This is a genomic window from Nocardia cyriacigeorgica, assembly GCF_029868385.1.
Classification (GTDB): Bacteria; Actinomycetota; Actinomycetes; order Mycobacteriales; family Mycobacteriaceae; genus Nocardia; species Nocardia cyriacigeorgica_F.
On sequence record NZ_JARWNX010000055.1, the window covers coordinates 23,769 to 37,264 of the forward strand.

General features: G+C 66.3%; 17 protein-coding genes, 1 tRNA gene and 1 pseudogene. 4 read left to right on the forward strand and 15 right to left on the reverse strand.

Going from position 1 to position 13,496, the window contains the following annotated elements:
* Window positions 1-4 precede the first annotated feature (4 nt).
* Window positions 5-1,666 (reverse strand): arginine--tRNA ligase, encoded by a 1,662-nt coding sequence (argS, locus tag QH168_RS17805; protein ID WP_280235808.1) that lies wholly within the window; start codon window positions 1,664-1,666, stop codon window positions 5-7.
* Window positions 1,667-1,783: 117 nt separating this feature from the next.
* Here argS and QH168_RS17810 point away from each other — a divergent pair.
* The 3 genes and pseudogenes from QH168_RS17810 to QH168_RS17820 all read left to right on the forward strand — a co-directional run.
* Window positions 1,784-2,659, forward strand: a pseudogene (locus tag QH168_RS17810) (DUF3105 domain-containing protein); the annotation flags it as partial.
* A 171-nt stretch (window positions 2,660-2,830) separates the two neighbouring features.
* Window positions 2,831-3,682, forward strand: a complete 852-nt coding sequence (locus tag QH168_RS17815) for a DUF305 domain-containing protein (RefSeq protein ID WP_280235810.1) — start codon at window positions 2,831-2,833, stop codon at window positions 3,680-3,682.
* Between the two features lie 85 nt (window positions 3,683-3,767).
* A tRNA-Arg gene (locus QH168_RS17820) sits at window positions 3,768-3,840 on the forward strand.
* A gap of 61 nt (window positions 3,841-3,901) precedes the next feature.
* Here QH168_RS17820 and QH168_RS17825 read toward each other — a convergent pair.
* From QH168_RS17825 to QH168_RS17885, 13 genes are all read right to left on the reverse strand, one after another.
* Entirely contained in the window at window positions 3,902-5,101 is a 1,200-nt protein-coding gene (locus QH168_RS17825) for a tyrosine-type recombinase/integrase (protein ID WP_280235811.1), read from the reverse strand.
* Window positions 5,098-5,277, reverse strand: a complete 180-nt coding sequence (locus tag QH168_RS17830; protein ID WP_280235812.1) for a helix-turn-helix domain-containing protein — start codon at window positions 5,275-5,277, stop codon at window positions 5,098-5,100. Before QH168_RS17830 ends, QH168_RS17825 begins: the two co-directional genes overlap by 4 nt.
* A 13-nt stretch (window positions 5,278-5,290) precedes the next feature.
* Window positions 5,291-6,970, reverse strand: a complete 1,680-nt coding sequence (locus QH168_RS17835; protein ID WP_280235813.1) for a replication initiator — start codon at window positions 6,968-6,970, stop codon at window positions 5,291-5,293.
* Window positions 6,970-7,602 (reverse strand): hypothetical protein, encoded by a 633-nt coding sequence (locus tag QH168_RS17840; protein WP_280235814.1) that lies wholly within the window; start codon window positions 7,600-7,602, stop codon window positions 6,970-6,972. The genes QH168_RS17835 and QH168_RS17840 overlap by 1 nt, the downstream gene beginning before the upstream one ends.
* The gene (locus QH168_RS17845) at window positions 7,599-7,754 is read right to left on the reverse strand and encodes a hypothetical protein (protein WP_280235816.1); all 156 of its coding nucleotides are present in this window, start codon (window positions 7,752-7,754) and stop codon (window positions 7,599-7,601) included. The genes QH168_RS17840 and QH168_RS17845 overlap by 4 nt, the downstream gene beginning before the upstream one ends.
* Window positions 7,751-7,921 (reverse strand): hypothetical protein, encoded by a 171-nt coding sequence (locus QH168_RS17850; protein WP_280235817.1) that lies wholly within the window; start codon window positions 7,919-7,921, stop codon window positions 7,751-7,753. The genes QH168_RS17845 and QH168_RS17850 overlap by 4 nt, the downstream gene beginning before the upstream one ends.
* Window positions 7,918-8,214 (reverse strand): hypothetical protein, encoded by a 297-nt coding sequence (locus tag QH168_RS17855; RefSeq protein ID WP_280235818.1) that lies wholly within the window; start codon window positions 8,212-8,214, stop codon window positions 7,918-7,920. The genes QH168_RS17850 and QH168_RS17855 overlap by 4 nt, the downstream gene beginning before the upstream one ends.
* 11 nt (window positions 8,215-8,225) lie before the next feature.
* A complete protein-coding gene (locus tag QH168_RS17860; protein WP_280235819.1) occupies window positions 8,226-9,383 on the reverse strand; it encodes an FtsK/SpoIIIE domain-containing protein in 1,158 nt (385 codons plus the stop codon).
* Window positions 9,384-9,535: 152 nt separating this feature from the next.
* Window positions 9,536-9,793: a hypothetical protein gene (locus tag QH168_RS17865; RefSeq protein ID WP_280235820.1), complete on the reverse strand. Its 258-nt coding sequence runs from the start codon at window positions 9,791-9,793 to the stop codon at window positions 9,536-9,538.
* Window positions 9,787-9,999, reverse strand: a complete 213-nt coding sequence (locus QH168_RS17870) for a hypothetical protein (protein WP_280235821.1) — start codon at window positions 9,997-9,999, stop codon at window positions 9,787-9,789. The genes QH168_RS17865 and QH168_RS17870 overlap by 7 nt, the downstream gene beginning before the upstream one ends.
* Before the next feature lie 32 nt (window positions 10,000-10,031).
* Complete coding sequence (locus QH168_RS17875; RefSeq protein ID WP_280235822.1) at window positions 10,032-10,676, reverse strand: DUF2637 domain-containing protein; 645 nt, start codon at window positions 10,674-10,676, stop codon at window positions 10,032-10,034.
* 20 nt (window positions 10,677-10,696) lie between these two features.
* Window positions 10,697-10,984 carry a hypothetical protein gene (locus QH168_RS17880; RefSeq protein WP_280235823.1) on the reverse strand — a complete coding sequence of 96 codons (288 nt, stop codon included), beginning with the start codon at window positions 10,982-10,984 and terminating at the stop codon, window positions 10,697-10,699.
* Window positions 10,981-11,412, reverse strand: a complete 432-nt coding sequence (locus tag QH168_RS17885; protein ID WP_280235824.1) for a hypothetical protein — start codon at window positions 11,410-11,412, stop codon at window positions 10,981-10,983. The genes QH168_RS17880 and QH168_RS17885 overlap by 4 nt, the downstream gene beginning before the upstream one ends.
* Window positions 11,413-11,689: 277 nt before the next feature.
* Between QH168_RS17885 and QH168_RS17890 the strand changes: the two genes are divergently transcribed.
* Window positions 11,690-12,367 (forward strand): GntR family transcriptional regulator, encoded by a 678-nt coding sequence (locus QH168_RS17890; RefSeq protein WP_280235825.1) that lies wholly within the window; start codon window positions 11,690-11,692, stop codon window positions 12,365-12,367.
* Between the two features lie 59 nt (window positions 12,368-12,426).
* Here QH168_RS17890 and QH168_RS17895 read toward each other — a convergent pair whose 3' ends face one another.
* A complete protein-coding gene (locus QH168_RS17895) occupies window positions 12,427-13,260 on the reverse strand; it encodes a hypothetical protein (RefSeq protein WP_280235826.1) in 834 nt (277 codons plus the stop codon).
* Between the last annotated feature and the right edge of the window lie 236 nt (window positions 13,261-13,496).

The following is a 13,496-nucleotide window of genomic DNA, read 5'->3' on the forward strand; positions in this document are numbered from 1 at the left end:
GCGTTCACATGCGCTCCGGTGCGGAGACGCCGAGCAGGGCCAGACCGTTGGCCAGCACCTGCTTGGTGGCGTTCACCAGCGCGAGGCGGGCGACATTGGTCGGTGAGACCGGTTCGTCGCCGAGCGGCAGCACGCGCAGGGACTTGTTGGTCTGGAACGGGTGGTAGGCCCCGGCCAGTTCCTCCAGGTAGCGGGCGATCCGATGCGGTTCCCGCAGGCTCGCGGCACTGGCGACGACGCGGGGGAATTCGCCGATGGTGCGGATGAGCGCACCCTCCTCCTCGGCGGTGAGCAGCGCGAAGTCCGGTTCGACGGTGCCGTACTCCGGGAATTCGGCGGCATTGCGGCCGATGGAGGCGGCCCGCGCGTGGGCGTACTGCACGTAGTAGACCGGGTTGACGCTGTCCTGTTTGGTCCACAGATCCAGGTCGATGTCCAGGCTCGAATTCACCGAGCTGCGCACCAGCGAGTAGCGCGCGGCATCCACGCCGATGGCCTCGACCAGATCGTCGAGGGTGACGACGGTGCCCGCCCGCTTGCTCATCCGCACCGCGACGCCATCGCGCAGCAGGTTCACCATCTGGCCGATCAGCACTTCCACGGTGGCCGGATCGTCGCCGAACGCGGCGGCGGCGGCCTTCAACCGGCCGATATAGCCGTGGTGGTCGGCGCCGAGCATGTAGATGCACAGGTCGAAGCCGCGGGCCCGCTTGTTCTGGAAGTAGGCGATGTCACCGGCGATATAGGCGGCGTTGCCATCGCTCTTGATGACGACGCGGTCCTGATCGTCGCCGTACTCGGAGCTGGCGATCCACCAGGCGCCGTCCTTCTCGTACAGGTCGCCGGAGTTCTTCAGGGTGTTCACCGCTTCCTCGACCGCACCGGAGGCGAACAGCGAACTCTCGTTGAAGTACACGTCGAAGTCGGTGCCGAAATCGTGCAGCGTCTTCTTGATGTGGGCGAACATCAGCTCGACGCCCTCGGCGCGGAAGCGCTCCAGCCGGGCCGACGGCTCGATGTCGAGCACACCGGGATGCTCGGCGACGATCTTGTCCGCGATCTCAGCGATGTAGGCGCCCGCGTAGCCCTTCTCCGGGGTCGGGGCGCCGGTTGCGGCGGCGACCAGGGATTCGGCGAAGCGGTCGATCTGCGCGCCGTGATCGTTGAAGTAGTATTCGCGCACCACATGGGCGCCCTGTGCGTCCAGGATGCGGCCGAGCGCGTCACCGACAGCCGCCCAGCGGGTGCCACCCAGGTGCACCGGGCCGGTGGGATTGGCGGAGACGAACTCGAGGTTGATCTTGGTGCCCGCGAGAGCGTCGGCGGTGCCGTACCGGGCGCCCGCCGCGCGCACCTGCTCGAGGATGGCGCCCTGCGCGGAGGCGGCGAGCCGGATGTTCAGGAAGCCGGGGCCGGCGACCTCGGCCGCGGCGACGGCGTCGGTGGCATCGAGCGCCTCGGCCAGCCAGGTGGCCAGTTCACGCGGATTGGTTCCGGCCTTCTTCGCGACACGCATGGCCAGATTCGTGGCATAGTCGCCGTGTTCCGGATTGCGGGGACGCTCCACCGTGACCTCATCGGGCAGGACCGCCGGGTCCAGTCCACGTTCGACGAGCACCTTCGCCGCGGTCGCGTGAAGGAGATCTGCAAGGTCAGCTGGAGTCACGAGTCTCTATCCTATGGTCTGGGCAGGTGTGCACCACGAGTGGGCACCAGGTGTTCGCGCTCACGCGGGCACCGCGCGAGAAGGACCGTCCACCACGTCGAAAGAGCACGATCAGCGATGCCGAGCAAGACCAGCGCCAAATCGGCCAAGGCCGTCAAGGCCGCCGGAAAGGCGGGGCCCGGCCGTAACAAGGGCAGCGGTAAGGGTAAAGGTACACGTCAGCGCCAGATTCCGTGGCTGGCCATCGGTGCGGGCGCGGTGATCGTCGCGCTCATCGGCGCACTGGCCTACAGCCTGGTGCCGAAGTACCAGGAGGCGGCGGAACTGGAGAGATTCACTCCGAGCGCCGACAACCAGGACCCTTCGCTCGGTATCGAGGGTGTGGTGAAGAAGGAGTACCCCGCCGGTCTGCACATCGGTCCCGACCAGCGGGTGGCCTACGACCAGACCCCGCCGTTCGGCGGACCGCACGACAGTTCATGGGCCACCTGCACCGGCGTCGTCTACGACAAGCCGATCCGGGTGGAGAATGCGGTGCACTCCCTCGAACACGGTGCGGTCTGGATCACCTACAACCCGGACAAGGTCGATGCGTCGGGTGTCGAGACGCTCGCCGGCAAGGTCAGGGGTGAGCAGTACACGATGATGTCGCCCTATCCGGGGCAGCCGTCGGCGGTTTCCATGCAATCGTGGGGCCATCAACTCGCGCTCGACAGCGCCGACGACAAGCGGGTCGGCCAGTTCATCACCGCGCTGCGGCTGAACTCCTACGCCTACCCCGAGATCGGCGCGGACTGCTCGACGATCGTGTTCGACACCGAGAACCCGCCGCCGTTCGACCCCACTCCCCCCGGTCCCGACGCGGTGCCGATGGACGGCGGCGGCATCACACCGGATCCGACCGAACTCGGCGGTATGCCGGGTGGGCTGCCCGGTGTTCCCGGCGTTCCCGGTATCCCCGGTATGCCGGGTGGCGCGCCGCTGCCCGGCGGTGCTGTGCCGGGTGGTGCGGTGCCTGGTGGAGCCGTGCCCGGTGGTGCGGTGCCGGGAGCCGTTCCCGGTGAAGCTGTACCCGGCGGAGCCGTACCTGGCGGCGCGGTTCCCGGCGGAGCGCCGGAGCCCGGTAGCGCCCCGGTTCCGCCCGCTGCTGGCTCGGGTCAGTAGATGGGATCGGTAGACCGGCCGACGAACTCCGATGAGACCACCACCGCGGATTCGGAGCGCGCGCCGGAATCCGAGGTGAGCGCCGCGGACGATCACGACGCAGCGACACCCACCGACGACAGCACGAACTCCGGCGGAGCAGACGACACCGAACCTTCCGATGACGATTCGAGCTTCTCCGGGCAGGTGCGGCGGCAGCGGACGGCGCTGCTCGTCCTCGGGGTCATCGGGGCGCTCGTGCTCGGTTTCGCCATCGGCGTACTGGCCCGGCTGCCGCTGGACCGCGACCCCGAACCGGCGCCGAACGCGGTCGACATCGGATTCGGTCAGGACATGTCGGCCCACCACGCGCAGGCGGTGGAGATGGCCGGTGTCGCCTTGATCCGATCCACCGATCAGGATGTCCGGCGCCTGGCCTACGACATCCTCACCACCCAGCAGAATCAGGTCGGGCGGATGCAGGGGTGGTTGCAGCTGTGGGGTGAGCCCGCGCGTGGGGTCGACGGCTATATGGGCTGGATGACCGAACACGGCGGCGGCCACGATCACACCGGCGCCACAGCCGACCACGGGATGGACGGCCCGGTGCGCGAGATGCCTGGTATGGCGAGTTCGCAGGACCTCACCGCACTGCGCCGAGCAGAGGGCCCCGCGCTGGATGTGCTGTTCCTGCAACTGATGCTGCGCCACCACCAGGGCGGGCTGCCGATGATCCAGTACGCCGAAACCTACGCCGAGACCACGGCGGTACGGACCTTGGCCAGCAATATGGACCAGACCCAGCAGGGCGAGTCGCGCCTGATGACCGGCATGCTCGCCGCCCGCGGCGCCACCCCGCTGCCGCTGAACTGAACCACTTTTGGCCAACAGCCCCGGATGCGATACGCTTTCCCAGCCCGATCGGACGGCCCTCCCGGCCCCGACCGGCCCGATCCCCGCCCTCGTAGCTCAGGGGATAGAGCGTCTGCCTCCGGAGCAGAAGGCCGCAGGTTCGATTCCTGCCGAGGGCACACATGCGAAAGGCCCCCGTACCAGCGCTTCAGCTGGCGGGGGCCTTTCTCGTCAGTGCGATCAGCTGGCGTCGATGACACGAGATGACACAACCTCACCCAAAGTGCGAGCGGCGTCCCGCAGCGCCTCGTCCTGCGAGTGCGTGTAGATCCGGGCTGTGACACTGGCATCCGCGTGCCCGAGCCATGCCGCGATAACGGCCATTGGGACCTTCCGGAGGTGCATTGTCGTGCCGCAGGTGTGGCGAGCATCGTGCAGCCGGATATGACGCAGCCCCGCCCGCTTGACCGCCTTCCCCCACCGGTGCGTGATCGTGTCCGGGTGATACGGGGTGCCGTCGTCGTTGCACGCCACGTAGTCGCCGTCCTGGTACGCCTCCCCGAGTTGCAGCTTGTCCGCTGCTTGCCGACGACGAGCCCGTCGCAGTACGTCCACCATCTCGTCATCCATCGGCAGAGTCCGTTCCGACGCTTCGGTCTTGGGGTCGTCCTCCACTGCCTTGCCGTCCGCAGCAGCCCGACCGATGTGCACAGTCAGCGTCTTGGCCTTGAAGTCCACACCCGACCACCGCAACCCGCCGAGTTCGCCCCGCCGCAGGCCACACAGCGCCAGGAACCACAGGTGCCCGTCACGGTCGCCGTCGAGGCTGACAAGGAAGGTTTGGACCTCGGCCGCAGTGTAAGTCTTGGGCTTGCGCTTTCGGCCTGACTTCGGCTTGATCGACTCGGCCACGTTATGCGGGACCAGTTTCCGATCCTTGGCGTAGTCCAGAACCATTGCAGTTGTCTCGACCGTGCGCTTGAGCGAGCGAGCAGCCCACGGGCGTCTGACATTCCCTTTCGCCGTCGTGGTGCCTCCGGCCTTGAGCGCCGACACCAGATCGTCAAGGTGCTTGCGGGTGAGCTTCTGCACCGGCAGTTCGCCGTACTTCTCCCGAAGGGGCGCGAGGTTGTACTTGTACCCGGCGATTGTCGTCGGCCGTGCCCAATGCAGACTGCCGAACCAATCCGCGCAGACTTGCTCGACGGTTATGTCCTTGCGGGGCACGAATTCCCCGGCGGCAGCGCCAGCAAGGAACTTCACCAGAGCGTCGCGGGCTTCCTTCTCGGTGCGATACCGCCGCTTGACCTGGTGCCGCTTGCCGGTCTCAGGGTTGATGCCAGCATCCGCCCGAACCTCGTACCGCACCACCGGATTGCCGGTCCCCCGCTCAGGAACCGTGATCTTGGTGATCTGCTGCGGCAGCTGTCGCCTGGTCATGCCGCCGACGCCTGGTCAAGACCCGCGATGTAGTCAGCGATGGCCTGTTCGGTGACGAACCGGCGACGGCCGATCTTGACCGAGCGCAGTTCGCCCGACCCGATCAGTTCGTAGTACTTGCTGTGTCCGATCGGGATGAGCTTCCGGACATCGGACTCGGTGAGCAATTTCGACATGACGAGATCCCTTCTACGCTGCTGCTTGCTGGATTGCTGAAAGATCTGGTGCGCCCGGTGGGGCCGCGAGGCGTGCGCGGGTGTATTCGGCTCGCCAGCTGATGCGCTGGGAGATCGTGGCCATGATCAGGTGGTCACGCGGCGGCACGGCTTTGTCGCCGGGCTCGACCGGGGTGATGATCAGGTGGGAGCGGTCGGGCTTGACGATCCCGACAGCGGCGAGGGTTTGCCGAACGAATTCGGCGCGATCCTGCTTGTGGTCGGGCAGGGTCTTGTTCGACCAGCGACGCGAGACCAGCACCCGGCGACCAGGCAGGCCGAGGGTGTCGCGACGGTGGGCTTTGCTCTTGCACCGTCCGGGAATGGTCTTGCTGGTCGCACCCTTTGGAACGATGCCGTAGCGCAGCCAGACCCCGCAGCGGGGCGAGCATGGTGTCTTGCACAGCTCGTCGTGGAGGCGGTCGTAGTGGATCGCGGTCCGGGCCGATTCGGTGTCCAGAACCTCGCTGATCGACTTGGTCAGGTATTTGGTGACGTAGCCGATTGCGCGGTCGGCTTTGGGGCCGGGGATGTAGCCCTTCATGTGGCCGGGGTCCATGCGCTCGCCGAACCGGATCACGTAGGCGGGCTCGAGGTCATCGACCGAATCCATCACATCGAGGGCCTCATCCCATCCGGTCAGCGGAGTGCCCGTGTCTGGGTCGAGGAAAGTGCCGGCCTTTTCGTCCCAGAACGGCATCCGGTCGGTATAGACCTCGCGGTCGTGGTGGGGCCACCACACCTGGTGGTAGGTCGCCGCGGTGACCTGGCGGAGGATGTCGCGGGAGATCGCCGAGCGCAACAGGATGTGCAGGTGCGGCGCGCCGCGTTTCTGCGGTTCGACGGTGGCGAAGTACTGCACCTCGTAGCCGAGGACGCGGCGAAGGTTCTGCATCCACCGGTCGAACAGCGACGAGAAATGCACGATGTCGCGGGCAGCACGCGGATAGTCGTACTCATCGGCGCGACGCGGAGAACCATCCGAGCAGGTCTTGCCGTCCTTGTCGGTGGCACCGTCGGGGTTGATCGCCCCGTAGGAGGGCATGGTCAGGGTGACCATCATCGACGATCGGTAGCCGCCGATGATCTTGCCGACCGTGGTCTTGGAGACCTTGAGGCGCGGCAGGTTCGGCGCGTCCTGACGGCGACGAGTGGAGCGCTTGCGGCGGTCGGTGGGCTTCTTGTCGAAGTCCGGTAGACGTCCCCGGAAGCCGGATTCGCGGAGCTCCACGTCGAGGGATGCGACGACGTCCCGGATTCCGGCCATGGCCTCGCGGTCGCCGTTGTCGGCGGCCTCGAGGTATTGGGCGAACATATCCGCGCGGGCCGCGATCAGGCCCTTTTGCTGGTAGGTGGGCTCGTTGCATTCGTGGACAGGCTCACTGTCGAGGTGCCAGCCTTCGCGGCATTGGGTCATCCGCAGGTAGCGGGCCTGAGCGGCACAGGCCGGGCACACCGATTCGATGGTCGATTTGCACGGAGTCCCGATGTAGTTGACCTGCAACGTTTTCGGGTCCTCCGCACGCATCGGCACAGGCCGACGGCACACCTTCTCCTCATCGGCCAACGCAGTGGCGACGGCCCGGAAATCGGGGAGTGCGCGACGCTCAGCGGCAGTCTGGCGGGTCGGGGTCGCGGCCTGTGAGGTGTCCATCAAGCAGCCTCCTTCTTCGTCCAGTGATCGACACGAGGCAGAACCACGGTCTCGGCGAGGGCATCGGAACGGCGGAAAGTCAGTTCGTAGACACCGCGACCGAGCAGGTCGGCGTGGCAGTCGAGGGCGCCGAAGGCGTGGCAGAGGTGGGAGGTGCGGTTGTCGTAGTCGGCGGGGCATTGGCCGTCGAGCATCCGCACCCGGACTCGGTCGGAGTGCTCACCGATGGCCACGGACAGAAGTCGCGGTATCCGGGTGGCGTCGCCGTCGATGATGGCGAGGCCGCAGGCGGTGAGTTTGCGGTTCCAGCGCACTCGATAGCGCCACCAGGCGAGGAATCGGGTTCGGGCACGCCGGGTTACCCATCGCTCGAACATCTCTGGTCTCCGCAGTCGCCAGAGCATGATCCCCGCTCCGGATATCCCGGCGACCCCGATCCCGAACGGCCAGCCCCACAGCACACCGGCCGCGATGGCGGCGGCGATCGGCAGCGAGATCATGGGGAACAGCAGCGCCCAATGGACCGCGATAGCGGCACCGGCGACGGCGTACATGAGCGCGTACATGACGGCGGTGAAAATCTCGCTCGCCGGGTCGGCATCACGGACGATCTTGACCTTGGTGACAGTCATGACTTGGGGGTCCTTCCGGGAAGGTCGAACAGTGCGAGCTGTTGGGGTTCGCTGGTCTTGCGGGGTGCCTTGCGGCGGCGGTGACGGGCGGCAGCGTCGGCCAGGAGCTGATCCACCCGCCGATCCGGTGGCTTGTCCTGCGGGGTGGTCATGCCGCCCATCCGTCCAAATCGGTGTCCCAGCCGGGAGCCGAACCGGTCTCGGCGAGCAGGTTGATAGCGACGGCGACAGGGTCGAGGCCACCGCGTTCGAGCTGGCAGCGGCGACGCGACCGGATATCGGTGACGGCGTCAATGTTGTCGCGAATGATCTTGTTCATGCGTGGGTCTCGCTTTCGTGGATGCCGCACACGGTGCAGACGGAGGGACGGTTGGGTCGGAACAGTCGGGCCGGGGCCGTGAAGAAATGGCCGGCCTCTTGGCAGCGGGCAGCGGCCCGGCAGCCGTCGCACCACACGCGGTCACCGTCGTAGATCCAGCCCACGACCGCCGAGCGGTGGGACAGGTGGCTGACGGCCTGGTGGACCGAGGCGAAGCAGATCGATTCGCTGGTGTTCTCGGTGTAGGGGTCGCCGCAGCCGTCGCAGTAGATGACCACGTGGGTTTCGGTCACAAAGCCCCGTTTCATGCCGCCACCAGCCCATCCGGGTCGTCGTCCTCGCCGGGGATGTAATCCGGGTCGAAGCCGCTGTAGTCGCCCTTGGGTGCGAGGTCGGGTTGGTCGGGGGCGTAGGTGTCGACGATGCGGTCGATGTCGTCGTCGGAGACCCAGAACGCGCGGACCCGAACGAACTCGGTGGTGCCGTCCTCACCGACGTATCCGACACCCGGTGTCTGGTCGGAAATCTCGTCACACCGGGCACCGCGATCCCGTGCGCCTTGGCCGTGGACCATCGCGGTTTGGGTGGGCTCATCCAGGCGCAGGCCGATACGGACCGGGAACAGTTGCCGGTTGGGCATCGTCTCTTTCGACGGGTCCTGCAATGCGGCGATCACCGAGAACCCGACCGCGCGACCTTTGGAGAGCAGAAGCCCGGTCAACTGGCGGAACCGCTCTTGATCCTCGCGAGTCGCATACGACGACAGGGCGGCAGCTTCATCGATGACGATCAGGATCAACGGCTCATCTGCGGTCGGAACCAGCTTGCGGATACCGGCATCCCGGAGCCGAGCAGCCCGCTCGTCCATCATCTGGACGGCCTCTTCGAGCATGGCCAGGATGCCGGGACCGTCCCACTCGAACCGCACCCACAACCGGCGACCTCGCCAAAATTCCATGCCGCCCTTGGGGTCTGCCATCCACACATCCACCAGACCCGCTTTGATCGCGGGGCCGATGCCGTTGATGATCGACCACAACACGCTGCCTTTACCCGAGCCCATGGCACCGGCAAGCAGGATGTGGACGTAGAGCACCTTCAGCAGCCACGACCGCCCGTGCTCGGTGACCCCGACCGGGACCGCCTCGAGGTCGACGCCGTAATGCAGGACCTCGTTTACCGGCTTCGATTCGGCGAGGGTGTCGTTGGTGCGGATATCGAGGCGGATGTAGCCCGGCGCCGGGGACGAGGCGAGCACCTTCGGCACCGCGAGGTAGTGAGCGAGGGCGTCGAGGGTGTTGTCGTTGTTCCAGTCCTTGAGCGACTGCCCGCCCAACATCTGTACCTCCACCACCAGGCCGGTTGCGGTGTAGTCGGCAGACACGATGTTCGGGTAGCCGGACTCCGGCGAACCCAGGTCAAGGGCGGGCCACATCAGCGACAACTGACCGGGATCGGTCACGATGAACACCGCAGTGCGGAGCTCAGGCGGAGCATCGGCAGCCATTTCGGCCGGCGTCTGCGGTCGCGGACCAATCGCACGCAGGCGTGACCACCAACCCATGACCGCGACAGCGCCGATGGTTCCGGCCGAGACGAGGGCAGCTACGGCGCTCATCGCTGCACCTCCCCATCGCGGCAGAACATCGCGCAACCCGGCACCTGCGCGGCCGAGGCGTGCTGCATCTCGTCTGCGCGGCAGAACATCGCGCATCCGAGCACCGACGGAGGCACCGACACCGACACCACCGGAGCCGTTTCCGGGGTCTCGGTGTTGCTGCCCAGGGTCAGCAGCAGCGCCAGCGGGGCCACGATCACCACAGCGAGCATCAGCACACCGACCACGGCCGGGCGAAGGATCAGCTTCACCATTTCGGTTCCTCCTTCGGCTTGCCGAGCAACGGGATCGGGAGCCCGCACCGAATGCAGATCTGCATGTCGACCGATGGGCCGGGCTCGCAGTTCATGACGCACTCATCGGCGGGCGGCCGGGCCGGGGCGTCGCAGAGCATCACGCACTTGGCTCCGGGATCAGCGGCAGCGATCGGGGCGGGCAGCAGGACCAGCAGCGGCAACACCGCAACACCAGCCCACAGGGCAGATTTCGACATCAGAGACCCCCAACAGGAACAGCGATCGGCAGCATCGGCTGAACCGGACGCGGACGAACAGGAACAGGACGAACAGGCCGCACCACCGGACGCGGCACCACGACAGGCTCCGGAGTCGGCACCGGAAGCGGCTCGGTTACCGGCTCAGCGACGGCCTCCGGCTCCGGGACATCCACGGGTTCGGGTGTCGCGGCAGCCGTTTCAGGCTCCAAGGCCGGTTCGGGTTCGGTGGCCGCTTCTGGTGCTGTCACCGAATGCCGTTGCGCGGCACGGAACAACACCGCCAGACAATGCGTGTCGACCAGCAGTGATATCGGGGCGATGGCAGCGACCAGGGCAGCGGCCCAGCCGGGCAGTGGCCGGCCATCTGTTACCGCGTGCAGGCTGTTGCCCGCCACCGACACCACCGCACCAGCGCCGAGGACCCAGAGGAAGAAATGACGTTCCGGCGACTTCGCCAGCACCAGAGCGCCGAGGGTGGCAAGGCAAATGGTGCCGTCGACGATCAGCGGGAACAGCCACGCATCCGAGGCCGGAATGTTGGCCAGCTCGGCCAGATCCGCCAGCGTGGCAAACGAGAGCCGGAAGGCGGCAGCGCCCACGCCCACGATCACCAGGACCGCGAACACACGCGCTGCCGTCATCCACCGTGACTGTGTGAGCATCACGCCGCCGACTTCCCGCTATCAGCTTCAGCCGCTTCGTGGTCGGCGAGTACGCCGGGCAAGGCGTTCGCGAACGCTGCTGCGTCCTCGTCCATCACCCGCAAGCAGTCCCCGAGATCCTCGAGATCCAGACCCGACAGGTACTGGACATCAGCGATCGTGAGGAACATGTCCGTGCGCCCAACTCCGCGCCAATCAACCAGCGCCAGCGCCTGAAGTCCCTTCACCGGGTTGGCAGCCCGATAGCGGATCACGACTCGCGAATCAAACGACCGGTAATACATCACGCGGCCGCCTTCGCACCGTTGGAGGTAGCAGTCTTGGAGCCGCTCGGAGCCTCGGCGCGCGGGGTGTTGGTGTCACCCTTGATGCCCGTCGCGCGGTAGACGTAGCCGACGTACTTGAAATCGCCCTGTCCCATGATTCGGGGCTCGGCGGTCAGGCCGTCCAGCTCGATCATCCGCAGCCCGGTGCCCGGAGCGATTTCCTCCGTGGCCGGGACCGGCTGGTGCGACGAGACGAAGGTGATCTCGAACGACGCACGCTTGGCCTTGCCCTTGACGCCGTCGTGAGTGCCCTCATCCGGGTCGGTCACGGTCGCCTTCCACAGAGGAAGGCCCGAACCCTCGCCCGTCTTCGGGTTGAAATCGAATTCCTGCTCCGGGACCGCGTTCCGGTCCGGGTTGTACTTGATCGCCGGGCCGATCTCGCCCATCAACAGCAGCTGACGCGGAAACGCTGCACTGAACTCGACCGGAAACTGGTGACCCCGCTTGATAGCCATCTTGACTCCTGTGTGATGTGAATCGCTGCACGATCTGTGCATACACAACAGCGTATACGCAGTTGTGTATACGCACAAGGTTTTCTGTGTATGCGCAGGTCGGGGCGGGGATTTTCGCGGCGGGATCCCAATCGAGGGCGTACTCTGAGGTGTGTATACGCAGTTGCGTATGACCAGCAGCTTTTATCGACCCGGAGGAGTCAGAGACATGAGTGAGCCTGCGTACGTGTCCATCGCGGGAGAGATCGCGCGGGAGATCCGCAGCGGTGCCCTTGCTGCGCGGACGCAGCTACCGAGCTATTCCGAGCTGGCGAAGCGGCACGGGGTATCCGAGATTGTCATTCGGAAGGTGATCGACCTGCTGCTCCGCCAGGGGCTCGTTTACACGATTGAGCGCCGAGGGACGTTCGTCGCAGCGCGGCCGACGCTGGTGCGTGTTTCCCCGGAACGGCAGTTGGAAGACCCGGAAGTGACCTTCGGAAACGAGTCCGCAGCTGGTGAAGACGACGTGCAGATCGAACGAGAGACGAGGGTCATTCCCGCCGACGATGAATTGGCCGGCCTATTCGGGATCGATCTGAACGCCGATGTCGAGCACATCGTGACGATGGCCGCTGAGCGCGGTCGACCGGTCTCTATCTCGGACAGCTACCAGGTGCCAGGTACGGATGTTTCAACCGCGACTGTGCTCGAGGAGACCGTGGCCGACAAGATGCCCGCGCCGACACACGCGGTGTGGCTGGAGGTGCCGTCCGGCGAGCTGGTGAAGACCATTCACCAGCGCTTCATCCGAGACGGCCGAGTGCTGATGGTGTCGGACGTGTCGTATCCCAAGGACCGGTACGAATCGTTCGTGTTCCGTATGACACTCGAACCCCAGTCCTAGGACAGCTCGCCGAAGGTGGCCCGGTCGCATTGCCGATCGGGCCATCTTTCGTATCTGGCCTATGCGGACCGCACCCAGCCCTGAGCAACGTCCCCGAGGTTCCACCACGAGACATGCTGCGAGTCTTCAGATTCCAGCGTCCACGCCTCTGTCAGGCGCGCGAAGAACGCGTCATCCCCCGTCTTGCCGCCCTGCGGTTCCCCGATGAAGATCACGCGCCGACCGCCCCGGGCCTCGAACTTCTCCAGTGCCGTCGACGCCATCGGGTTTCCCCATCCCGGCGGCCAGCACAGGAACAGAACCGATTCGCCGTCGAGCTCCGTGTCGAACTGGTCGAGCCCCGCCACCGGGAACCACACGTCCCGTTGACCTTCAGCACCCGGAAACGACGGGTTCGCCGTGGTGTCCGGTGGTTCCGAATCGAACGCTCCCACGTCGATCCCATGGTCGGCAAGCTGCTTTGCCCAGTAGCCCCGGCCAGCGCCCAGCTCGAGTACGCGACGACCTCCACTGAATGTCCGGATCCAGCTCAGCGTCTCCGGCGAGGGAACCGCGTACGCGTATGTGCTCTGCAAGATCGTCTGCACAAATCCCAGCCGAACGCTTCCGATCGGACTTCCTCCGTTGACCACCCGACGTTCCGCGTCGACCGCGACGGACGGAGCCACGATGTCCCAGTACGGGTTCGCGCACTCGGCACCTCCGCCGGTCATGTAGTGCACGAACCGCAGATCGAATGCGGCATCTGCGTCCTGATTCCCGGTGCCAGCCAGCATCGGCGCGGTGTCAAGATACTCCGCCACCTTGGGAAACTCAGCCCGCAGCCGTGATTCGTCCCCCAGCAGGGCGGCCAGTTCCGATCGACGTTCCGGTGTCAACGCGAGCGCAGTCATGGGCTCGATTCTCCGTGTGCGCCCCACGTTCCGCGAGTGGTTGCCGAATTTCGCCATACAGGATCAAGGCGCGGCCAGGCGGCGCGGAGCGCCGCCGCCGCCCAGCGACGCGCCACCACGGGGGGTAGGGCGCCCCCTGGGCGCGGCGGCCCGTCGGCGGCCGACCGCCCCAGGCGCGGTTTGCTCCCGTTGGGCAATCACGGATCCACATTGGCGACCGGGTATCACCGGGACGG